The sequence below is a fragment of the Streptomyces sp. WM4235 genome (assembly GCF_001279725.1).
In the GTDB taxonomy this organism is placed as follows: Bacteria; Actinomycetota; Actinomycetes; order Streptomycetales; family Streptomycetaceae; genus Streptomyces.
In genome coordinates, this window is sequence record NZ_LGDE01000436.1 from 100,205 (window position 1) to 121,873 (window position 21,669).

25 protein-coding genes are annotated in these 21,669 nt (G+C 66.8%); 2 read left to right on the plus strand and 23 right to left on the minus strand.

Annotated features, from left to right (window positions below):
• Positions 1 to 2 precede the first annotated feature (2 nt).
• The 18 genes from rplF to ADK55_RS28220 form a co-directional block, all read right to left on the minus strand.
• A complete protein-coding gene (gene rplF, locus ADK55_RS28135; RefSeq protein WP_053682616.1) occupies positions 3 to 542 on the minus strand; it encodes a 50S ribosomal protein L6 in 540 nt (179 codons plus the stop codon).
• Between the two features lie 20 nt (positions 543 to 562).
• Entirely contained in the window at positions 563 to 961 is a 399-nt protein-coding gene (rpsH, locus tag ADK55_RS28140) for a 30S ribosomal protein S8 (RefSeq protein ID WP_007265911.1), read from the minus strand.
• Between the two features lie 223 nt (positions 962 to 1,184).
• Positions 1,185 to 1,370 carry a type Z 30S ribosomal protein S14 gene (locus tag ADK55_RS28145; protein WP_003956452.1) on the minus strand — a complete coding sequence of 62 codons (186 nt, stop codon included), beginning with the start codon at positions 1,368 to 1,370 and terminating at the stop codon, positions 1,185 to 1,187.
• A gap of 5 nt (positions 1,371 to 1,375) precedes the next feature.
• Positions 1,376 to 1,927 carry a 50S ribosomal protein L5 gene (rplE, locus tag ADK55_RS28150; protein WP_030388859.1) on the minus strand — a complete coding sequence of 184 codons (552 nt, stop codon included), beginning with the start codon at positions 1,925 to 1,927 and terminating at the stop codon, positions 1,376 to 1,378.
• Complete coding sequence (rplX, locus tag ADK55_RS28155) at positions 1,927 to 2,250, minus strand: 50S ribosomal protein L24 (protein ID WP_053682617.1); 324 nt, start codon at positions 2,248 to 2,250, stop codon at positions 1,927 to 1,929. The genes rplE and rplX overlap by 1 nt, the downstream gene beginning before the upstream one ends.
• Before the next feature lie 2 nt (positions 2,251 to 2,252).
• On the minus strand, positions 2,253 to 2,621 hold the full coding sequence (gene rplN / locus ADK55_RS28160; RefSeq protein WP_053682618.1) for a 50S ribosomal protein L14: 369 nt from the start codon (positions 2,619 to 2,621) through the stop codon (positions 2,253 to 2,255).
• A gap of 123 nt (positions 2,622 to 2,744) precedes the next feature.
• On the minus strand, positions 2,745 to 3,026 hold the full coding sequence (gene rpsQ, locus ADK55_RS28165) for a 30S ribosomal protein S17 (protein WP_053682619.1): 282 nt from the start codon (positions 3,024 to 3,026) through the stop codon (positions 2,745 to 2,747).
• Positions 3,026 to 3,250: a 50S ribosomal protein L29 gene (gene rpmC, locus ADK55_RS28170; RefSeq protein ID WP_008739703.1), complete on the minus strand. Its 225-nt coding sequence runs from the start codon at positions 3,248 to 3,250 to the stop codon at positions 3,026 to 3,028. Before rpmC ends, rpsQ begins: the two co-directional genes overlap by 1 nt.
• A complete protein-coding gene (rplP, locus tag ADK55_RS28175; protein ID WP_030026326.1) occupies positions 3,250 to 3,669 on the minus strand; it encodes a 50S ribosomal protein L16 in 420 nt (139 codons plus the stop codon). The genes rpmC and rplP overlap by 1 nt, the downstream gene beginning before the upstream one ends.
• 5 nt (positions 3,670 to 3,674) lie before the next feature.
• Complete coding sequence (rpsC, locus tag ADK55_RS28180) at positions 3,675 to 4,514, minus strand: 30S ribosomal protein S3 (protein WP_053682620.1); 840 nt, start codon at positions 4,512 to 4,514, stop codon at positions 3,675 to 3,677.
• Complete coding sequence (gene rplV, locus ADK55_RS28185) at positions 4,514 to 4,861, minus strand: 50S ribosomal protein L22 (protein WP_037792011.1); 348 nt, start codon at positions 4,859 to 4,861, stop codon at positions 4,514 to 4,516. Before rplV ends, rpsC begins: the two co-directional genes overlap by 1 nt.
• 43 nt (positions 4,862 to 4,904) lie before the next feature.
• The gene (gene rpsS, locus ADK55_RS28190; RefSeq protein ID WP_023539342.1) at positions 4,905 to 5,186 is read right to left on the minus strand and encodes a 30S ribosomal protein S19; all 282 of its coding nucleotides are present in this window, start codon (positions 5,184 to 5,186) and stop codon (positions 4,905 to 4,907) included.
• A gap of 12 nt (positions 5,187 to 5,198) precedes the next feature.
• Positions 5,199 to 6,035, minus strand: coding sequence for a 50S ribosomal protein L2 (gene rplB, locus ADK55_RS28195; protein WP_008739715.1), 837 nt, complete (start codon positions 6,033 to 6,035; stop codon positions 5,199 to 5,201).
• Positions 6,036 to 6,075: 40 nt separating this feature from the next.
• The gene (gene rplW, locus ADK55_RS28200) at positions 6,076 to 6,399 is read right to left on the minus strand and encodes a 50S ribosomal protein L23 (RefSeq protein WP_037792012.1); all 324 of its coding nucleotides are present in this window, start codon (positions 6,397 to 6,399) and stop codon (positions 6,076 to 6,078) included.
• On the minus strand, positions 6,399 to 7,049 hold the full coding sequence (gene rplD, locus ADK55_RS28205; RefSeq protein ID WP_031146574.1) for a 50S ribosomal protein L4: 651 nt from the start codon (positions 7,047 to 7,049) through the stop codon (positions 6,399 to 6,401). The genes rplW and rplD overlap by 1 nt, the downstream gene beginning before the upstream one ends.
• Before the next feature lie 4 nt (positions 7,050 to 7,053).
• Positions 7,054 to 7,698 carry a 50S ribosomal protein L3 gene (gene rplC, locus ADK55_RS28210; RefSeq protein ID WP_053682621.1) on the minus strand — a complete coding sequence of 215 codons (645 nt, stop codon included), beginning with the start codon at positions 7,696 to 7,698 and terminating at the stop codon, positions 7,054 to 7,056.
• Positions 7,699 to 7,712: 14 nt separating this feature from the next.
• Positions 7,713 to 8,021 carry a 30S ribosomal protein S10 gene (gene rpsJ / locus ADK55_RS28215; RefSeq protein ID WP_003948644.1) on the minus strand — a complete coding sequence of 103 codons (309 nt, stop codon included), beginning with the start codon at positions 8,019 to 8,021 and terminating at the stop codon, positions 7,713 to 7,715.
• Positions 8,022 to 8,483: 462 nt separating this feature from the next.
• Positions 8,484 to 9,680, minus strand: a complete 1,197-nt coding sequence (locus ADK55_RS28220) for a hypothetical protein (protein ID WP_053682622.1) — start codon at positions 9,678 to 9,680, stop codon at positions 8,484 to 8,486.
• Between the two features lie 485 nt (positions 9,681 to 10,165).
• Between ADK55_RS28220 and ADK55_RS38825 the strand changes: the two genes are divergently transcribed.
• Positions 10,166 to 11,077 carry a hypothetical protein gene (locus tag ADK55_RS38825; RefSeq protein WP_053682623.1) on the plus strand — a complete coding sequence of 304 codons (912 nt, stop codon included), beginning with the start codon at positions 10,166 to 10,168 and terminating at the stop codon, positions 11,075 to 11,077.
• A 161-nt stretch (positions 11,078 to 11,238) separates the two neighbouring features.
• Here ADK55_RS38825 and tuf read toward each other — a convergent pair whose 3' ends face one another.
• The 4 genes from tuf to rpsL form a co-directional block, all read right to left on the minus strand.
• Positions 11,239 to 12,432, minus strand: a complete 1,194-nt coding sequence (tuf, locus tag ADK55_RS28230) for an elongation factor Tu (RefSeq protein ID WP_053682624.1) — start codon at positions 12,430 to 12,432, stop codon at positions 11,239 to 11,241.
• A gap of 150 nt (positions 12,433 to 12,582) precedes the next feature.
• Positions 12,583 to 14,709: an elongation factor G gene (fusA, locus tag ADK55_RS28235; protein WP_053682625.1), complete on the minus strand. Its 2,127-nt coding sequence runs from the start codon at positions 14,707 to 14,709 to the stop codon at positions 12,583 to 12,585.
• Positions 14,710 to 14,748: 39 nt separating this feature from the next.
• Positions 14,749 to 15,219 (minus strand): 30S ribosomal protein S7, encoded by a 471-nt coding sequence (gene rpsG, locus ADK55_RS28240; protein WP_053682626.1) that lies wholly within the window; start codon positions 15,217 to 15,219, stop codon positions 14,749 to 14,751.
• Between the two features lie 2 nt (positions 15,220 to 15,221).
• Positions 15,222 to 15,593, minus strand: coding sequence for a 30S ribosomal protein S12 (gene rpsL, locus ADK55_RS28245; RefSeq protein WP_007265893.1), 372 nt, complete (start codon positions 15,591 to 15,593; stop codon positions 15,222 to 15,224).
• Between the two features lie 421 nt (positions 15,594 to 16,014).
• On the opposite strand from rpsL, the gene ADK55_RS28250 reads away from it, so the two are divergent.
• Positions 16,015 to 17,496 carry a DUF6056 family protein gene (locus ADK55_RS28250; RefSeq protein ID WP_053682627.1) on the plus strand — a complete coding sequence of 494 codons (1,482 nt, stop codon included), beginning with the start codon at positions 16,015 to 16,017 and terminating at the stop codon, positions 17,494 to 17,496.
• A gap of 176 nt (positions 17,497 to 17,672) precedes the next feature.
• On the opposite strand, the gene ADK55_RS28255 is transcribed toward ADK55_RS28250, so the two are convergent.
• Positions 17,673 to 21,572: a DNA-directed RNA polymerase subunit beta' gene (locus tag ADK55_RS28255; RefSeq protein ID WP_053682628.1), complete on the minus strand. Its 3,900-nt coding sequence runs from the start codon at positions 21,570 to 21,572 to the stop codon at positions 17,673 to 17,675.
• Between the last annotated feature and the right edge of the window lie 97 nt (positions 21,573 to 21,669).

Genomic DNA, 21,669 nt, shown 5'->3' on the forward strand with positions numbered 1-21,669 from the left:
GGCTACTTACCAGCCTTTCCGACCTTGCGGCGGATGACTTCGCCGGCGTACTTGACACCCTTGGCCTTGTACGGGTCGGGCTTCCGCAGCTTGCGGATGTTGGCGGCGACCTCGCCGACCTTCTGCTTGTCGATGCCCTCGACCGTGAACTTGGTGGGCGACTCGACCTTGAAGGAGATGCCCTCGGGCGCCTCGATCAGGATCGGGTGGCTGTAGCCAAGCTGGAACTCCAGGTCGGAGCCCTTCGCGGCGACGCGGTAACCGACACCGCTGATTTCGAGAGCCTTGACGTATCCCGTGGTCACACCGGTGATCATGTTCGCCACCAGCGTGCGGGACAGGCCGTGCAGGGCCTTGTTCTGACGCTCGTCGTTGGGGCGGATGACGTTCAGAACGCCGTCCTCACCCTTGGCGACGGCGATGGGCGCAGCGACGGTGTGCGAGAGGGAACCCTTGGGTCCCTTCACCGCGACCGTGCGGCCATCGATGGTGACGTCCACACCGGCGGGAACCTGGATGGGGAGCTTGCCGATTCGCGACATTGCTTTTCCTCCGTTCCCGACTACCAGACGTAGGCGAGGACTTCCCCACCTACGCCCTTCTTGCCTGCCTGCTGGCCGGTGAGGAGACCGTGGGACGTGGAGATGATCGCCACGCCCAGGCCGCCGAGCACCTTCGGCAGGTTGGTGGACTTCGCGTACACGCGCAGACCGGGCTTCGAGATCCGCTTGATGCCCGCGATGGAGCGCTCACGGTTCGGCCCGAACTTCAGCTCGAGGACGAGGTTCTTGCCGACCTCGGCGTCCTCGACCTTCCAGCCGGTGATGAAACCCTCCTGCTTGAGGATCTCTGCGATGTGCGACTTGATCTTGCTGTGCGGCATCACGACGGTGTCGTGGTACGCCGAGTTAGCGTTACGCAGACGCGTGAGCATGTCTGCGATCGGGTCAGTCATGGTCATGAAGTGGCCTTCGGCCTCTCTCGCCGGGGTTTCCTGTATGCGCCATCCCTCTCCCCACTCAGTGGCGGGACGGGTGCGGTGCGGGGACCTACGGCGTAGTAAGTCGTTATGGGCGGCAGACGCCCAACCACACAAGCCTAAGGCATGCGCGGCCGGGCACCTGCCGTCCAGATGCTTACCGAGAGTCTCTGGTTCTCTCCAAGTCCCTAAGGACAGGAGGGATTTACCAGGAGCTCTTGGTCACGCCCGGCAGCTCGCCACGGTGAGCCATCTCACGAAGGCAGACGCGGCACAGGCCGAACTTGCGGTACACGGAGTGAGGGCGACCGCAGCGCTGGCAGCGGGTGTACGCACGCACACCGAACTTGGGCTTGCGGGCAGCCTTCGCGATGAGAGCCTTCTTCGCCATCTCGCTTACGCCTCCTTGAAGGGGAAGCCGAGGTGACGAAGGAGGGCGCGGCCCTCGTCGTCGTTGGTCGCCGTGGTGACCACGGTGATGTCCATACCCCGGGTACGGTCGATCTTGTCCTGGTCGATCTCGTGGAACATGACCTGCTCCGTGAGACCGAAGGTGTAGTTGCCACGGCCGTCGAACTGCTTCGGCGACAGACCACGGAAGTCACGGATACGCGGAAGCGCGAGCGACAGCGTACGGTCCAGGAACTCCCACATGCGGTCACCACGGAGGGTGACGTGGCAGCCGATCGGCTGACCCTCACGCAGCTTGAACTGCGCGATGGACTTCCGGGCCTTCGTGACGGCCGGCTTCTGACCGGTGATCGTCGTCAGGTCCTTGATGGCGCCGTCGATCAGCTTGGAGTCGCGGGCGGCGTCGCCCACACCCATGTTGACCACGATCTTCACGAGGCCGGGAATCTGCATGACGTTCTCGTAGGAGAACTCCTCACGCAGCTTGCCCGCGATGTCCTCGCGGTACTTCGTCTTGAGACGCGGAGTGGTAGCCATCAGATGTCCTCACCCGTCCGCTTGGCAACGCGGATCTTGTTGCCCTCGTCGTCGAAGCGGTATCCGACGCGGGTGACGACCTTCTGGCCGTCCTTCTCCACAACCAGCTGAACGTTGCTGACGTGGATCGGCGCCTCGGTGATCACGATGCCACCGGTCTGCGAACCACCAGCGGTCTGACCGGCCTTGGTGTGCTTCTTGACCCGGTTGACACCCTCGACGAGGACGCGGTTCTCAGTAGGGATGGCCGTGATGACCTTGCCCTGCTTGCCCTTGTCCTTGCCGGTGATGACCTGAACCAGGTCGCCCTTCTTGATCTTCATGCTTACAGCACCTCCGGCGCGAGCGAGATGATCTTCATGAACTTCTTCTCGCGCAGCTCACGGCCCACCGGGCCGAAGATACGGGTGCCACGAGGGTCGCCGTCGTTCTTGAGAATGACAGCGGCGTTCTCGTCGAATCGGATGTACGAGCCGTCCTGGCGGCGGCGCTCCTTGACGGTGCGAACGATGACGGCCTTGACGACGTCACCCTTCTTCACGTTGCCGCCGGGGATCGCGTCCTTGACGGTGGCGACGATGACGTCACCGACGCCCGCGTAGCGGCGACCGGAGCCACCGAGAACACGGATGCAAAGGATCTCCTTGGCACCAGTGTTGTCGGCGACACGCAGTCGCGACTCCTGCTGGATCACGTCTATCTCCTGATTGTCTGCCGGTTCCCGGTGGGGGCTTCACTCCGAGGAGCGACGCCCCCACCGAGCCTGGCGGAACGAACCTGAGGGGCCCCTGAACTTTCTGCTCAGGGCCTCAGGTACTTACTTGGCCTTCTCGAGGATCTCGACGATGCGCCAGCGCTTGCTCGCCGACAGCGGACGCGTCTCCATGATGAGGACGCGGTCGCCGACGCCGGCAGCGTTCTGCTCGTCGTGAGCCTTGAGCTTGTTCGTACGGCGGATGACCTTGCCGTACAGGGCGTGCTTCACGCGGTCCTCGACGGCGACGACGACAGTCTTGTCCATCTTGTCGCTGACGACGAGGCCCTCACGGGTCTTGCGGAAGCCGCGGTCCTGGGTCTCAGTCACATTCTTCTCGCTCATCAGGCGCTCTCCACCGTCTCGATGCCCAGCTCGCGCTCGTGCATCAGGGTGTAGATCCGGGCGATGTCCTTACGGACGGACTTGAGCCGGCCGTTGTTCTCCAGCTGGCCCGTGGCCGCCTGGAAGCGCAGCTTGAACAGCTCTTCCTTGGCCTCGCGCAGCTTGCCAACGAGCTCCTCGTTGCCGAGCTCACGCAGCTCGGACGCCTTGGTTCCCGTCGCCATCACGACTCACCTGCCTCGCGCCGAACAATCCGGCACTTCATCGGAAGCTTGTGAGCAGCGCGGGTGAGCGCCTCACGAGCAATCTTCTCGTTCGGGTAGGACAGCTCGAACATGACCCGACCCGGGTGCACGTTCGCGATCCACCACTCGGGAGAACCCTTACCGGAACCCATGCGGGTCTCGGCGGGCTTCTTCGTGAGCGGACGGTCCGGGTAGATGTTGATCCAGACCTTGCCGCCACGCTTGATGTGACGGGTCATCGCAATACGAGCCGCCTCGATCTGGCGGTTCGTCACGTAGGCGGGGGTGAGCGCCTGGATGCCGTACTCGCCGAACGAGACCTCAGTACCGCCCTTGGCCATACCGCGGCGCTTGGGGTGGTGCTGCTTGCGGTGCTTGACCCTACGAGGGATCAGCATGTCGGTCAGGCCTCCGTTCCGGTGCTCTCAGCCGGAGCGGCGGCGGGAGCGTCGGCCTTGGGGGCCTCGGCACCAGCAGCCTGCTGCGGCTTGCGGCCGCCACGGCCGCCACGCTCGCCACCACGACCACCGCGGCCACCGGCCGGACGGTCGTTCGCGCCACCACGAGCCGGGCGGTTGCCCGCACGGGCCGCGGCGTTCTCGGCGCGAACCTCGGCGATGTTCTTGACGTCGCCCTTGTAGATCCAGACCTTCACACCGATACGGCCGAAGGTGGTCTTGGCCTCGAAGAAGCCGTAGTCCACGTTCGCGCGCAGCGTGTGCAGCGGCACACGACCCTCGCGGTAGAACTCGGAGCGGGACATCTCGGCGCCGCCGAGGCGACCGCCACACTGGATCTTGATGCCCTTGGCGCCGGCCTTCATCGTGCCCTGCATGCTCTTACGCATGGCGCGACGGAAGGAGACGCGGGAGGAGAGCTGCTCGGCAACGGCCTGGGCAACCAGCTGAGCGTCAAGCTCGGGGTTCTTGACCTCGAGGATGTTCAGCTGGACCTGCTTGCCCGTGAGCTTCTCGAGGTCACCGCGGATGCGGTCGGCCTCGGCGCCACGACGGCCGATGACGATGCCGGGACGAGCGGTGTGGATGTCCACACGCACGCGGTCACGGGTGCGCTCGATCTCAACCTTCGAGATGCCGGCGCGCTCCATGCCGGACGTCATCATCCGACGGATGGCGACGTCTTCCTTGACGTAGTCCTTGTACAGCTTGTCGGCGTACCAACGCGACTTGAAGTCGGTGGTGATGCCGAGCCGGAACCCGTGCGGGTTTACCTTCTGGCCCATTACCGGGAACCTTCCTTGCTGCTGACGACCACGGTGATGTGGCTGGTCCGCTTGCGGATCCGGTAGGCACGGCCCTGCGCACGCGGACGGAACCGCTTCAGGGTCGGGCCCTCGTCCACGAACGCCTCGCTGATGACCAGCGTGGAGGCGTCCGGGTGGTTGTAGTTGTGTGCGGCATTGGCAATGGCGCTGTCCAGCACCTTGCCAACCGGCACGCTCGCGGCCTGCGGGGCGAAACGCAGGACCGCCTGAGCCTCCGTGGCATCCATGCCACGGATAAGGTCCACCACTCGGCGGGCCTTCATGGGCGTGACGCGGATGTACCGCGCCTGGGCCCTGGCTTCCATGGTTGTCCCTTCGGTGTAAGTCATAGTCATAACCACCCCGCCTTTAGCGGCGCTTCGACTTCCGGTCGTCCTTGACGTGGCCGCGGAAGGTGCGAGTCGGCGAGAACTCGCCGAGCTTGTGGCCGACCATCGACTCGGTGACGAACACCGGGACGTGGATCTTGCCGTTGTGCACCGCGATGGTGTGACCCAGCATGGCCGGGATGATCATCGAGCGACGGGACCAGGTCTTGATGACGTTCTTGGTACCGGCTTCGTTCTGTACGTCCACCTTCTTGATGAGGTGTCCGTCGACGAAGGGTCCCTTCTTGAGACTGCGCGGCATCTAAACCCGCTCCTAGCGCTTCTTGTTCGTCTTGCGGCGGCGGACGATGTACTTGCTCGAAGCCTTCTTCGGCGAGCGAGTACGACCCTCCTTCTGACCCCACGGGGAGACCGGGTGGCGACCACCACTGGTCTTACCCTCACCACCACCGTGCGGGTGGTCGACCGGGTTCATCGCGACACCGCGGACGGAGGGGCGAACGCCCTTCCAGCGCATGCGGCCGGCCTTGCCCCAGTTGATGTTCGACTGCTCGGCGTTGCCGACCTCACCGACGGTGGCGCGGCAGCGCGCGTCGACCAGGCGGATTTCTCCGGACGGCATACGAAGGTGGGCCATGGTGCCCTCCTTCGCCAGCAGCTGCACGGACGCACCGGCGGAGCGGGCGAACTTCGCACCGCCACCGGGACGCAGCTCGATCGCGTGGATCGTCGTACCAACCGGGATGTTGCGCAGCGCCAGGTTGTTGCCGGGCTTGATGTCGGCCGTCGGGCCGTTCTCAATCCGGTCACCCTGCTTCAGGGCCTTCGGCGCGATGATGTAGCGCTTCTCGCCGTCGGCGTAGTGCAGCAGCGCGATGCGCGCGGTGCGGTTGGGGTCGTACTCGATGTGCGCGACCTTCGCCGGCACGCCGTCCTTGTCGTGACGACGGAAGTCGATCACACGGTAGGCGCGCTTGTGGCCGCCACCCTGGTGACGAACAGTGATCCGACCGGTGTTGTTACGGCCGCCCTTGCTGTGCAGCGGGCGAACCAGCGACTTCTCCGGCGTGGACCGCGTGATCTCGACAAAGTCGGCGACGCTGGAGCCACGACGGCCCGGGGTCGTCGGCTTGTACTTGCGGATACCCATTTCTCAGTCCTCGTCCGATTCCGGACGACTCAGGACTCCGTTAGGAGGCCTGGCCGCCGAAGATGTCGATTCGGTCGCCCTCAGCGAGGGTCACGATGGCGCGCTTGGTGTTCGCGCGCTTGCCGAAACCGGTCTTGGTGCGCTTGCGCTTACCCTGACGGTTGATCGTGTTGACCCCGGTGACCTTGACCGAGAAGACCGCCTCGACGGCCTGCTTGATCTGGGTCTTGTTGGCGCCAGGCGCGACGATGAACGTGTACTTGTTCTCGTCCAGCAGCGCGTAGCTCTTCTCCGAGACAACCGGCTTGATCAGCAGGTCGCGCGGGTCAGTGAAGGTCTTGCTGGTAACGGTCGCCTCAGACATCAGGCGTCGCTCCCTTCGGTCTCATCGGCCTTGGGGCCAGACACGAAGGACTCGAAAGCGGCCTGAGTGAAGACCACGTCGTCAGAGACGATCACGTCGTACGTGTTCAGCTGGCCCGGCTCCAGGATGTGAACCTGGGGCAGGTTGCGGGCGGACAGCCACGCGGCCTCGTCGGCACGGTCGACGACCAGGAGCAGGTTCTTGCGCTCCGAGATCTTGCCGAACAGCGTCTTGGCGGCCTTCGTGGAGGCGGCACCCTCGACCACGCCGGTGACGACGTGGATGCGGGAGTGACGCGCGCGGTCCGAGAGGGCACCGCGGAGAGCGGCGGCCTTCATCTTCTTCGGGGTCCGCTGGGAGTAGTCACGCGGCTGCGGGCCGTGGACGACGCCACCGCCGACGAACTGCGGAGCGCGGGTCGAACCCTGGCGCGCGCGGCCGGTGCCCTTCTGGCGGTACGGCTTGCGGCCACCACCACGGACTTCGCCACGACGCTTGGTCTTGTGCGTGCCCTGACGGGCAGCAGCCAGCTGAGCGACAACGACCTGGTGGATCAGCGGAACGCTGGTCTTCGCGTCGAAGATCTCCGCGGGGAGCTCGACGGTACCGGCCTTGTCGCCTGCCGGCGAAAGGATGTCAATGGTGCTCATTACCTCAAGCCCCCTTGGCCGCGGTACGGACCAGGACGAGGCCGCCGTTCGGACCGGGGACCGCGCCCTTGATGAGGAGCAGACCCTTCTCCGCGTCAACCGCGTGGATGGTCAGGTTCTGGGTGGTGACGCGCTCGTTGCCCATACGACCGGCCATGCGCATGCCCTTGAAGACACGCCCAGGGGTGGCGCAGCCACCGATCGAACCGGGGGAGCGGTGCTTGCGCTGGACACCGTGACCGGCACCGAGGCCCTTGAAGTTGTGACGCTTCATGACACCGGCGAAGCCCTTGCCCTTGCTGTTGCCCGTGACGTCGACCTTGACGCCCGACTCGAACACAGCGGCGGTGATCTCCTGGCCGAGCGTGTACTCGCCGGCGTCGGAGGTGCGGAGCTCCACCAGGTGGCGGCGGGGGGTGACGTCGGCCTTGGCGAAGTGACCCTTGAGGGGCTTGTTCACCTTGCGAGGGTCGATCTCGCCGAAGGCGATCTGGACCGACTCGTAGCCGTCGATGTCGTTCTTACGGACCTGGGTAACGACGCAGGGTCCGGCCTTGACCACGGTCACCGGGACGACACGGTTGTTCTCGTCCCAGACCTGGGTCATGCCGAGCTTCTCGCCCAGGACGCCCTTGATCTGCTTTGCCATCTTCTCGACGCCTCTCAGAGCTTGATCTCGATGTCAACGCCGGCCGGAAGGTCCAGGCGCATCAGCGAGTCAACGGTCTTGGGGGTCGGGTCGAGGATGTCGATCAGGCGCTTGTGCGTGCGCATCTCGAAGTGCTCGCGCGAGTCCTTGTACTTGTGCGGCGACTTGATGACGCAGTACACGTTCTTCTCAGTGGGCAGCGGCACCGGGCCCGCGACCGACGCACCAGTGCGCGTCACCGTCTCGACGATCTTCTTCGCCGACGAATCGATGACCTCGTGGTCGTAGGCCTTGAGCCGGATGCGGATCTTCTGTCCCGCCATGGCTACTCCGTAGTCCTGTCTGTTGTGGAAACGCTCTGGCTCCCGGGCGGCTGTGGATCTCTCCACTGCTTCCCTCCGACCCACGCGGTCGGGCGTGTCGCACACCCTCTACAGAAAATTCCCATACGGAAATTCCCTCGTCCAAGGGGGTGCGGTCCCAAGACCGCGCTTCGGGGGAGAAACACCCACCGGGTGCCTGGTCCGCACCGTGCTGACACTTCCCAGAAGATTCCCGTACGTCCGCCCCCATTGCTGCCCTGAGGGGCAGGTAAGGGCGACGAGTACTGTGGGACTCGCTTCCGGTCCTCCCGGCGGGAGGCGCGCAGCATCGGCACTCAACCGAGCAACTTGAGTAGTCTGCCATACAAGACACGTACTGCGCCAATCGGGCGCAGAAGAATACCCCTCCGCGCAGACACGTCAAACCGTGCCGCGCGACGGGGGTCCGCGCCGGGCCCCTGGTCAGGAGCGCGTGACCGTCCCGCACTCCGACGGAAGCCGCGAGATGTCCTGACTTCGGTCGTATGGATCCGTGCGCGGCCCCGTGGGCTCCGCACCCGGCAGCGCCCGCGCGTCCGAGCGGAAGGTCGGGTGCAGGTAGCCGGTTCCGCTCCGGTCGCAGTCGTCGTTGCCGGCCGTCTCGGACCACGTGACGATCGTCAGCGTTCCCGGGGTCACCTCGATCACCCGCGGATCGGACACCGCCACCGTGAGTTCGCGGCGCACGATGGTGCGTGCCACCTCCTGCGAGCCGGGCGCGGCCCGCACCACCGGGTAGACGAAGGTGTAGTCGGTGTGCACCAGCACCTCACCCTGACGGGCACTGTCGAACCACATGCGCCCGCGCGTCTTGACGACCTCGCCGTGCGGGCGCACCTCGGCCGGGTCGAAGCGGCTGAACAGCCAGAGCGGGTCCGCTTCCGCGGAGGGCTTGGCGAGCGCGCGTTCCAACACGCCCCGGCCGGACGGCTGGAGCGGGTCCAGCAGCTCCAGGGCCGCGCGCGGGTACCCGCCGCGGAGGGTGTTCGGATCCAGGTTGGCCGCCGTCAGCAACTGCCGGGTCCTGGCCAGCCCGTCCGCCACCTGCTCCCGGGACAGCCCGGCCAGGGCCTTCGCCTCGGGGGCATCGATACCGGCCGCGCCGTCGGCCCACTGAAGGGCCGGGGAGCCCCTGAACGGCTCCCTCAGGGTCGCCTGGTCCGGGAGCGCCTCGGGGGGAGCCTCCGTGGGCCGCGCCGACTCGGCGGGCAGCGGCGCGGCCGCGGCCGCGCCGCGACCGGCCTCCCCGGTCAGCCGGTCGATGAGCAGCTCCGGCCGTACGACGACCAGGGCCAGGGCGGCGATGAACACGATGCCCGCGGTCGCCTTGAGGCGCCGGTTGCCCGTCCGGCCCCCGTCCCGCCCCTGCCACGCGGGCCCGGTCCGCCACCCCTCCGGCTCGGCGGCCCGACGGGCCGCCCGGGCCCGGCGCCCCCGCCACCATCCCCGCTCCGCCGCGGCCCGCGCCTCGTCCTCCCGGCGCAGCCGCTCGGTGACCATCCGCGCCCGTGCGGACGGCTCGTGCGGAGCGGCCCCTCCCCCGGCCCCGGACTCCCGTACGAACCGCTCCCACGCCTCGTCGGAAACGCCCGGTCTGCCGGCGCCGTCGTTGCTGCCCATGTCCCCGCCCCCGTAAAGATCGAACGCATGCGCTGCGGATCCTCGCACACCCCGGACAGCTCGCTCCCACAGGGCCCGAAGGGGGTGCGAACGGTCCGTCCCGGCGTGCGGGTTCGGGGTTCCCGGAGGAGTCGGCGCCCCGTCCGGTCGCGCCCAACCCATGTGCCCGTAGGGGTGGTTGTCCGAGCCGCCGGCCGAACTCGGGCGCACGCCGCACCGGGTCGCGAGGGCCACGACGCGGTGGAGCACGTCGCGGTGGGCCACGACGTTTGGTGTAAGTACTCCGGAAGCGAAAGAACCACGCCAGACCCCTCCAGCCTCCCGCGGGGTGCGTGTCGCTCACACGGGTGAACTACGCCAACCGGGCTGGCTCGCACGGGGGTTGTCGGGCATATGCTCGCCGCGACAACCCCAGACATGCGTCGGCCCCCGACGGGACTCGCAATCCCGGCGGGGGCCTACCAACAAGGAAGTAGCGCTTCCCGATGGATAGCCAGAAGAGTACCGCCGTCGTGCGCGCCCCCGGGCGGAATCCGGGCGACACCCCTCGATCAGGTGTCATCCACGTCAACGTCCGCCACACCCGGCGCTTCACCGTGGTCGGCAACCACCTCGCGCAGCACCCCGAGATGTCGCTCGTCGCGATCGGCCTCGCGGTCCACATCCAGTCGCTGCCGACCGGCGCCCTGATCGGCATCCGGGACCTCGTCCCCCGCTTCCCCGAGAGCGAGTACCGCATCGCCGCCGCCCTGCGGGAGCTGGAGCTCCACGGGTACCTGGAGCGGACCCGCGTACGGCTCGCCGGCGGCCAGGTCGCCACCCGGACCGTGTCCTACAACCGCCCCGGTTGCCTGGCCGAGGCCACGGAACCCGAGACGGCGCCCCCGGCGCCCCCCGTGACACCCCCGACGCCGGCCCGGCCCTCCCCCGCCCCGGAGGCCCAGGACGCCCGGGAGCCCCGGGAGCCCCAGGACGCCCCACAGCGCCCCGCCCCGCCCCGGCCCGTGAACCCCGACAACCCCTGGCGCCGCGACGCCGCCACGGCCATCCTGACCGATCTCCGCCGCGCCGACGCCCGGCTCCTGCTCGGCCGGCAGGACATCGAACGGCTCACCCCGGCCGTCGAGGCCTGGCTGGAGCGCGGGGCCCGACCGGCCGGCATCCTCGCGGTGCTCACCGCCAATCTGCCGCCGCAGCTGCGCAACCCCGCCGGGCTGATCGCCCACCGGCTCACCGCCCAACTGCCGCCCGCCCTGCCCGACGAAGGCCCCCGCGCGCCCGCCCACGTGCCGCCGGACCCCTTCCAGACCTGCGAGGACGACGCCTGCGGCCTCGCCTTCCGGTCACCGGTACCGGGGCTGTGCGGGGAGTGCCGGGCCGGCACGGCCGCCGCCTAGACCACCCCTCCCCCTGAGGACAACCCCTCCCCTTCGCCCCGGGCACGACTTCGCCCCGGATACGACGAAGGGCCCCCTCCCCGACGCCGAAGCGTCGGGGAGGGGGCCCCTCTGTCAAACGTGGTGCCCGCTCTCGCGAGCCACCAGGTCAGACCGCGAAATTACTTCGTGATCTTGGTGACCTGGCCGGCGCCGACCGTACGACCACCCTCACGGATGGCGAACTTCAGGCCCTCTTCCATCGCGACAGGCTGGATGAGGTTGACCGTCATGTCGGTGTTGTCACCGGGCATGACCATCTCGGTGCCCTCGGGGAGGGTCACAACGCCCGTCACGTCCGTGGTACGGAAGTAGAACTGCGGGCGGTAGTTGTTGAAGAACGGGGTGTGACGGCCACCCTCGTCCTTCGACAGGATGTACGCGGCGGCCTCGAACTCGGTGTGCGGCGTGACCGAACCGGGCTTGATGATGACCTGGCCGCGCTCGACGTCCTCGCGCTTGATGCCACGGAGGAGCAGACCGACGTTCTCGCCCGCCTGGCCCTCGTCGAGCAGCTTGCGGAACATCTCGATGCCGGTGACCGTGGTGGTGGTCTTCTCCTGCTTGATGCCGATGATGTCAACGGTCTCGTTGACCTTCAGGACACCACGCTCGATGCGGCCGGTGACGACGGTGCCACGACCGGTGATCGTGAAGACGTCCTCGACGGGCATCAGGAACGGCTTCTCGGTGTCACGCGGAGGGGTCGGGATCGACTCGTCGACCGCGGCCATCAGGCCGAGAAGCTTCTCGCCCCACTCCTTGTCGCCCTCAAGAGCCTTGAGCGCGGAGACCTGAACGACCGGAAGGTCGTCGCCCGGGAAGTCGTACTCGGAGAGCAGCTCACGGACCTCGAGCTCGACGAGCTCCAGGATCTCCTCGTCGTCCACCATGTCGGCCTTGTTCAGGGCGACAACGATGTAGGGAACGCCGACCTGGCGGGCCAGGAGCACGTGCTCCTTGGTCTGCGGCATCGGGCCGTCGGTGGCGGCAACCACGAGGATCGCGCCGTCCATCTGCGCGGCACCCGTGATCATGTTCTTGATGTAGTCCGCGTGACCGGGGCAGTCGACGTGGGCGTAGTGACGCGCCTCGGTCTGGTACTCGACGTGCGCGATGGAGATGGTGATACCGCGCTGGCGCTCCTCAGGAGCCTTGTCGATCTGGTCGAAGGCCGAGGCCTCGTTCAGGTCCGGGTACGCGTCATGCAGCACCTTGGTAATGGCGGCCGTGAGGGTCGTCTTACCGTGGTCAATGTGACCGATGGTGCCGATGTTGACGTGCGGCTTAGTCCGCTCGAACTTCGCCTTCGCCACGGGGGTCCTCCTGGAGAGTGGTTCTGTACGCCTTACAGATCGGCGCCAGGTGATCTTTGCTGGATAGCCGGTTCCCCCGGGGCAGCGGGAGGTTTGCTCCTGTTGCCCCAGAGGCTCCGGTGACAAGCCTAAAGCGTGTACTCGGAAGAGTTACTCGCCCTTGGCCTTCGCGATGATCTCCTCAGCGACGTTCCGGGGAACCTCGGCGTAGGAGTCGAACTGCATCGAGTAGCTGGCGCGACCCGAGGTCTTGCTGCGGAGGTCTCCGACGTAGCCGAACATCTCCGAAAGCGGCACGAGGCCCTTCACGATGCGAGCACCGTGACGCTCCTCCATGGCCTGAATCTGGCCACGGCGAGAGTTGATGTCGCCGATGACCTCACCCATGTAGTCCTCGGGCGTGGTGACCTCAACGGCCATCATCGGCTCAAGGAGCACGGGAGAAGCCTTGCGCGCGGCCTCCTTGAAGGCCTGCGAACCGGCGATCTTGAACGCGAGTTCGGAGGAGTCGACCTCGTGGTAGCCACCGTCGAGAAGAATGACGCGGACGCCGGTCATCTCGTAGCCGGCGAGGATGCCGAACTTCATGGCTTCCTGCGCACCGGCATCCACGGAGGGGATGTACTCACGCGGGATACGGCCACCGGTGACCTTGTTCACGAACTCGTAGGTCGCCTCGCCACCCTCGATGGGCTCGATCGCGATCTGCACCTTGGCGAACTGACCGGTACCACCGGTCTGCTTCTTGTGGGTGTAGTCGTGACGCTCGACGGTCTTGCGGATCGTCTCGCGGTAGGCCACCTGCGGCTTGCCGACGTTCGCCTCGACCTTGAACTCGCGACGCATGCGGTCGACGAGGATGTCGAGGTGAAGCTCGCCCATACCACCGATGATGGTCTGGCCGGTCTCCTCGTCCGAGTGAACCTGGAAGGAGGGGTCCTCCTCCGCGAGACGCTGGATGGCAACACCCAGCTTCTCCTGGTCACCCTTGGACTTGGGCTCGATGGCGACCTGAATGACCGGGGCCGGGAAGTCCATGGACTCCAGGATGACCGGGTTCTTGTCGTCACACAGCGTCTCACCGGTGGTGGTCTGCTTCAGGCCCATGACGGCGACGATGTCGCCGGCGCCCACCGAGTCGATCTCCTCACGCTTGTTCGCGTGCATGCGGTAGATCTTGCCGATGCGCTCCTTCTTGCCCTTGACGGAGTTCAGCACCGCGGTGCCGGCCTCCAGGCGACCGGAGTAGATCCGGACGAAGGTGAGCTTGCCGAGGTGCGGGTCGCTCGCGATCTTGAACGCGAGGGCCGACAGCGGCTCGGACTCGGACGGCTTGCGCTTGACCACGACCTCCGGGTCCTTGACGTCGTGGCCTTCGATGGCCTCGACGTCCAGGGGGGAGGGCAGGTAGCGCACGACGGCGTCGAGCAGGGGCTGAACGCCCTTGTTCTTGAACGCGGTGCCGCAGAAAACGGGGGTGACGGTGGTGTCGCCGCCCTTGCCGGACGCGATGGTGATACGACGAACAGCGGCGTAGAGCTGCTCCTCGGTGGGCTCGACGCCCTCCAGGAACAGTTCCATGAGCTCTTCGTCGTTCTCCGCGACGGCCTCGACGAGCTTGCCGCGCCATTCCTCGGCGAGCTCGGTGTGCGAGGCGGGGATGTCGACGACGTCGTACATCTCGCCCTTGGAGGCTTCGGCGGACCAGACGAGGGCCTTCATGCGAACCAGGTCGACAACGCCCTGGAAGTCCATCTCGGCGCCGATCGGGAGCTGCATGACGATCGGGGTCGCGCCGAGGCGGTCCGTGATCATGTCAACGCAGCGGAAGAACTCGGCGCCGGTACGGTCCAGCTTGTTCACGAAGCAGATGCGCGGCACGCCGTAACGGTCGGCCTGACGCCACACCGTCTCGGACTGCGGCTCGACACCGGCGACACCGTCGAAGACGGTGACGGCGCCGTCGAGGACGCGGAGCGAACGCTCCACCTCGACGGTGAAGTCGACGTGGCCCGGGGTGTCGATGATGTTGATGGTGTGGTCAACGTCTTCGAGGGGCCAGTGGCAGGTCGTCGCGGCAGACGTGATGGTGATACCACGCTCCTGCTCCTGCTCCATCCAGTCCATCGTGGCAGCGCCGTCGTGGACCTCACCGATCTTGTAAGACACACCGGTGTAGAACAGGATGCGCTCGGTGGTGGTCGTCTTGCCCGCGTCGATGTGGGCCATGATCCCGATGTTGCGGACCTTGGCCAGGTCAAGCGAAGTGGTAGCCATAAGGCTTCGGTCTTCTCTCGGTCTCGATGTGGGGTGGGACTACCAGCGGTAGTGCGCGAAGGCCTTGTTGGACTCGGCCATCTTGTGCGTGTCCTCGCGCTTCTTGACGGCAGCGCCAAGACCGTTGGAGGCGTCGAGCAGCTCGTTCATGAGGCGCTCGGTCATGGTCTTCTCACGACGGGCGCGGGAGTAACCCACGACCCAGCGCAGCGCGAGGGTGGCGGCGCGACCGGGCTTGACCTCGATCGGCACCTGGTAGGTGGCTCCACCGACACGGCGGGACTTGACCTCGAGCGACGGCTTGACGTTCTCCAGCGCGCGCTTCAGCGTGATGACCGGGTCAGCGCCGGTCTTCTCGCGGAGGCCTTCCATGGCGCCGTAAACGATGCGCTCGGCGGTGGAGCGCTTGCCGTTCAGGAGGATCTTGTTGATGAGCGACGTCACCAGAGGAGATGCGTAGACCGGGTCGATGATGACCGGGCGCTTCGGGGCGGGGCCCTTACGAGGCATTCTTACTTCTCCTTCTTGGCGCCGTAGCGGCTGCGGGCCTGCTTGCGGTTCTTGACAGCCTGGGTGTCAAGCGCACCGCGGATGATCTTGTAACGAACACCCGGCAGGTCCTTCACACGGCCACCACGCACGAGCACGATCGAGTGCTCCTGCAGGTTGTGTCCCTCACCCGGAATGTAGGCCGTGACCTCGATGCCGGAGGTCAGACGCACACGCGCGACCTTACGGAGCGCCGAGTTCGGCTTCTTCGGGGTGGTCGTGAACACTCGCGTGCAGACGCCGCGACGCTGGGGCGAAGCCTCAAGCGCGGGGGTCTTTGTCTTCTCGACCTTGTCCTGCCGGCCCTTCCGGACCAGCTGCTGGATCGTAGGCACTACTTCTCCGGTTTCTGTGTGCCGTGTAGTGAAACTAACCTGGAACTCGCCGACCCACGCGGTCGGGTGTGTCGGATCCGGCGGACCTCCGTGCAAGCACGGAAACGCTTGGATCGCGGTGGCTGATTCGTCCCTCGTGCGGTTGATGGACACGCACGGGAACCAGACACACCCCAGGCACAAGGTATGAGCGTACCTACCTCACTCACTCCGGTCAAAACAAATGCTCCCGGGCACCTTCGTCGCAGGCCCGCGACCTCCCGACCTGCGGACCCCCACGCGGCGCGCCGAGGAGGTGGGAGCGACAGGGGACGTGAAGTCTAGACTTCTACCCGATCATCCCCGGTCCCGGACGCCGTTCTCGCCCCCTGTGGCACGGCGCGCGGCCGCCGCGGAACGGCCCCGTCGCGAAAGATCCCGAATGCCGCTCGATTCCATACGAGAACGCCTGCGTCCGCTCGTGGCGTACGCCGCAGTCGTCATCGCCCTCGCCGCCTCGGCCCTGCTGGCCGTCGGCGCCTTCCTGGGCCTCTACGTCCGCCCCACCTCGGATGACTGGTGCGCCGCCTGGAAGGCCCGCGACATGGGCGTCTTCGGGATCACCGCCGACTTCTACAACACGCAGAACGGTCGGCTCACCAACGCCTTCATGAGCGGGATCGTCTACTCCGACGGAATCCTCGGCACGAAGGTCCTGCCCACCCTCATCATCCTGACGATGGGCGCCGGCCTGGTGATGCTGGCCCGCGTCGGCCTGCGCGCGTTCGGCTGGCAGGTGCCGATCGCGGTGCTGATCGCGGCGTCCGTCGTGGTGACCGCCCTCTTCTCCTTCGCGGGCACGCGCAACTACCAGGCCCTGCTGTGGGCCCCCGCCACGATCTCGCACACGGTCCCCGCCATCATCGGCATCTGGGCCGTGCTGATCGCCGTCTGGGCCGGCCGTTCGGGCCGCGTCTGGCCGCGCCGCCTCGCCCTGGCCGCCGCCGTCGTGATCGGCTTCGGCATCGGCACCCTGAGCGAGCCCTTCACCATCGTGGGCGGGCTGTTCATGGGCGTGGCCATGCTGCTGAGCATCCCGAAGGTGGGGCTCGCCCGTACCTGGTGGTCGTTCACCTGGCTCGCCACGTACTGCGTCAGCAGCCTCGTCGGACTGGCCGTGCTGTACACCTCCCCCGGCGCGAAGTGGCGCCGCTCGGTCCAGCCGCCCTCCGACTCGATGCTCTCCGGGAAGGCCCTGCGCAAGTCCTTCGAGGACTGGGGCAACATCTGGGACGCCATCGGCGGCCAGTGGGCCTACCTCGGCGCCGTCGCCGCGGGCCTCCTGATCGGTCTGGCCGTCGCGTACCTCTCCCCCACCGGCGCCGAGCGCGTCACCGCGATCCCGGGCCGCCTGAAGGTGCTGCTGATCGTCCTGCCGGTGCCGGTCCTGATGCTCGCCTCGTTCGTGGTGGCCATGGCCCTGAACAACGGCTACGGCCCCACCGGCTGGACCTACGCCCGGACCTGGAACAGTTTCATGGTCCCGTTCCTGATGACCCTGTGCCTGTACGGGATCCTGGCCGGCCGCGCCATCGGCGTCCGGCTCGCCTCCGTCGACCGCGGCAGCCTGCTCCCGGGCGCCCTCGTCGTGGTCCTCGCCGCCGGGTTCACCGTCGCCTCCGTGGGCGCGCTCGTGCCCGCCGTACAGGAGATGACCAAGGACACCGTCTACCGCTCCCTGGTGTGGGACAAGCAGGACGCCCGGATCCGCAAGGAGGTCTCCCGCGGTGCGACGGACGTGATGTACAAGCCGTCCTACATCGGGAAGCTCGCCGAGCCGTACTTCACCAAGAACAAGGACAAGGACTGGGTCGCCCAGTGCGTGTCCAAGTACTACGGCGTCGAGGACATCCACAAGCCCTGACACCCGGCCGAGGCTCTGGCCCCGCGGCCGCCACCCGGCGCCTCTCCCGGACTCCCGGGGGGGCGCCGGCGTCGTACGGCCCCCCGTGCGGCCCCCCGGACGGGAAGGCCTCCCCCTGACACGAAGAAGCCCCCCGCCGCTCCTCTCGGAGCGACGGGGGGCTTTCTCGGTGACCCTTAGCCGTTGTACGGGCCGTAGTCGTAGTCCTCCAGCGGGACAGCCTGGCCGGAGCCGGTGCCGAAGGGCGAGTAATCGATGTCGTCGTAGCCGACGGCCGAGTACATCGCGGCCTTGGCCTCCTCGGTGGGCTCGACCCGGATGTTGCGGTAGCGGGACAGACCCGTACCGGCCGGGATGAGCTTACCGATGATGACGTTCTCCTTGAGGCCGATCAGGGAGTCGGACTTGGCGTTGATCGCCGCGTCCGTCAGAACCCTGGTCGTCTCCTGGAAGGACGCCGCCGACAGCCACGACTCGGTGGCGAGCGAGGCCTTGGTGATACCCATCAGCTGCGGACGGCCGGAGGCGGGGTGACCGCCCTCGGTGACCACACGACGGTTCTCGGTCTCGAACTTCGACCGCTCGACCAGCTCGCCCGGCAGGAGCTCCGCGTCGCCGGACTCGATGATCGTCACGCGGCGGAGCATCTGCCGAATGATGATCTCGATGTGCTTGTCGTGGATCGACACGCCCTGCGAGTTGTAGACCTTCTGGACTTCGCCGACCAGGTGGACCTGGACCGCGCGCTGACCGAGGATGCGCAGCACGTCGTGCGGGTTGGTGGCACCCATGGTGAGCTTCTGGCCCACCTCGACGTGGTCGCCCTCGTGCACGATGACCTTGGCGCGCTTGGAGATCGGGAACGCCGTCTCCTCGCTGCCGTCGTCGGGCGTGATGACGATCTTCTTCGTCTTCTCGGTCTCCTCGATCCGCACGCGACCGGCGGCCTCGGAGATCGGGGCGACACCCTTCGGGGTACGGGCCTCGAAGAGCTCGACGACACGCGGCAGACCCTGCGTGATGTCGTCACCGGCCACACCACCGGTGTGGAAGGTACGCATCGTCAGCTGGGTACCGGGCTCACCGATGGACTGGGCGGCGATGATGCCGACCGCCTCACCGATGTCGACCAGCTTGCCGGTGGCGAGCGAGCGTCCGTAGCAGAAGGCACAGGTGCCGACCGCGGACTCACAGGTCAGGACCGAGCGGGTCTTGACCTCCTCGACGCCGTTCGCGATGAGGGCGTCGATGAGCACGTCACCGAGGTCCACGTTGGCCGGCGCGATGACCTTGCCGTCGATGACGACGTCCTCGGCCAGCATGCGGGCGTAGATGGAGGTCTCGACGTCGTCGGCCTTGCGCAGAACGCCGGCCTCGTCCTTGACACCGATCTTGAGCTTGAGGCCGCGCTCGGTGCCGCAGTCCTCCTCGCGGATGATGACGTCCTGCGAGACGTCCACCAGACGACGGGTGAGGTAACCCGAGTCGGCGGTACGCAGGGCGGTGTCCGCCAGACCCTTACGGGCACCGTGCGTGGAGATGAAGTACTCCAGAACGGTGAGGCCCTCACGGAAGGACGCCTTGATCGGACGCGGGATGGTCTCGTTCTTCGCGTTCGACACCAGACCACGCATACCGGCGATCTGTCGCATCTGCATCATGTTTCCTCGGGCACCCGAGTCAACCATCATGAAGATGGGGTTCGTCTTGGGGAAGTTCGCGTTCATCGCCTCGGCAACCTCGTTGGTCGCCTTGGTCCAGATCGCGATGAGCTCCTGCGTGCGCTCGTCCTTGGTGATCAGACCGCGCTCGTACTGCTTCTGGACCTTCTCGTCCATCGCCTCGTAGCCCGCGACGATGGCCTTCTTGGCCTCGGGCACGACGACGTCGGAGATGGCCACGGTGACGCCCGAACGGGTCGCCCAGTGGAAGCCGGCCGCCTTCAGGTTGTCGAGCGTCGCCGCCACGATGACCTTGGGGTAGCGCTCCGCCAGGTCGTTGACGATCTCGGAGAGCTGCTTCTTGCCCACCGAGTAGTCGACGAACGGGTAGTCCTCGGGCAGCAGCTCGTTGAAGAGCGCGCGACCCAGGGTCGTCTTCAGACGGAAGCTGTCGCCCGGCTGGAACTCCTGCTCGCCTTCCTCGGCGACCGGCGCCACCCAGCCGCGCGGCGGGATGGTGCCCACCGGGAAGCGGATGTCGACGGCCGACTGGAGGGCCAGCTCGCCGTTGTCGAACGCCATGGTCGCCTCGGCCGTGGAGCCGAACGCGCGGCCCTCGCCCTTGACGTCACGGAGCTCGCCGTCGGTGGTGAGGAAGAACAGACCCAGCACCATGTCCTGGGTCGGCATGGTGACGGGACGACCGTCTGCCGGCTTCAGGATGTTGTTCGAGGACAGCATCAGGATGCGGGCCTCGGCCTGCGCCTCTGCCGACAGCGGCAGGTGCACGGCCATCTGGTCACCGTCGAAGTCCGCGTTGAACGCGGTGCAGACGAGCGGGTGGATCTGGATGGCCTTGCCTTCGACCAGCTGGGGCTCGAAGGCCTGGATGCCGAGGCGGTGCAGCGTGGGCGCACGGTTCAGCAGAACCGGGTGCTCCGCGATGACCTCTTCGAGCACGTCGTAGACGACCGTGCGGCCGCGCTCGACCATGCGCTTCGCCGACTTGATGTTCTGCGCGTGGTTCAGGTCGACCAGGCGCTTCATCACGAACGGCTTGAAGAGCTCCAGTGCCATGGCCTTCGGCAGACCGCACTGGTGCAGCTTCAGCTGAGGACCGACGACGATCACGGAACGCGCGGAGTAGTCCACGCGCTTGCCGAGGAGGTTCTGACGGAATCGACCCTGCTTGCCCTTGAGCATGTCGCTCAGGGACTTCAGGGGGCGGTTGCCGGGACCGGTGACCGGGCGACCACGACGACCGTTGTCGAAGAGGGCGTCGACGGCCTCCTGGAGCATGCGCTTCTCGTTGTTCACGATGATCTCGGGGGCACCGAGGTCGAGAAGGCGCTTCAGGCGGTTGTTGCGGTTGATCACGCGGCGGTACAGGTCGTTCAGGTCGGAGGTCGCGAAGCGGCCACCGTCCAGCTGCACCATCGGACGCAGGTCCGGCGGGATGACCGGAACGCAGTCCAGAACCATGCCCTTGGGCTTGTTGCTGGTCTGCAGGAACGCGGAGACGACCTTGAGGCGCTTGAGCGCACGGGTCTTCTTCTGGCCCTTGCCGGTCCGGATGATCTCGCGGAGGCGCTCGGCCTCCTCCTCCAGGTCGAAGGACTCCAGGCGCTTCTGCAGCGCCGCGGCGCCCATGCAACCGTCGAAGTACGTGCCGAAGCGGTCACGCAGCTCGCGGTAGAGGAGCTCGTCGCCCTCCAGGTCCTGGACCTTGAGGTTCTTGAAGCGGGCCCACACCTCGTCGAGGCGGTCGATCTCGCGCTGGGCGCGGTCACGGAGCTGCTTCATCTCGCGCTCGGCACCTTCGCGCACCTTGCGGCGTACGTCGGCCTTCGCGCCCTCGGCCTCAAGCTCGGCCAGGTCGGTCTCGAGCTTCTTGGCGCGGCCTTCGAGGTCCGCGTCACGGCGGTTCTCGATCTGCTGGCGCTCGACGGAGACGTGCGCCTCCAGCGACGGGAGGTCGCGGGTGCGACGCTCGTCGTCGACGAACGTGATCATGTACGCGGCGAAGTAGATGACCTTCTCGAGGTCCTTCGGCGCGAGGTCCAGCAGGTATCCGAGGCGCGACGGGACGCCCTTGAAGTACCAGATGTGGGTGACGGGAGCGGCAAGCTCGATGTGGCCCATCCGCTCACGACGCACCTTGGCGCGCGTGACCTCCACGCCGCAGCGCTCGCAGATGATGCCCTTGAAGCGGACACGCTTGTACTTGCCGCAGTAGCACTCCCAGTCCCGGGTCGGACCGAAGATCTTCTCGCAGAAGAGTCCGTCCTTCTCGGGCTTGAGCGTGCGGTAGTTGATGGTCTCCGGCTTCTTGACCTCGCCGTGCGACCAGGTTCGGATGTCGTCCGCGGTGGCAAGGCCGATCCGCAGCTCGTCGAAGAAGTTGACGTCGAGCACTGTGCGTCAATCCCTCTTTCGGGGTCGAGTCTCAATCATGGTCTGAACGGTCCCGGGGATGACGGGGGGCTCTTGAGCGAGCCCCCCGTCAGGCCCG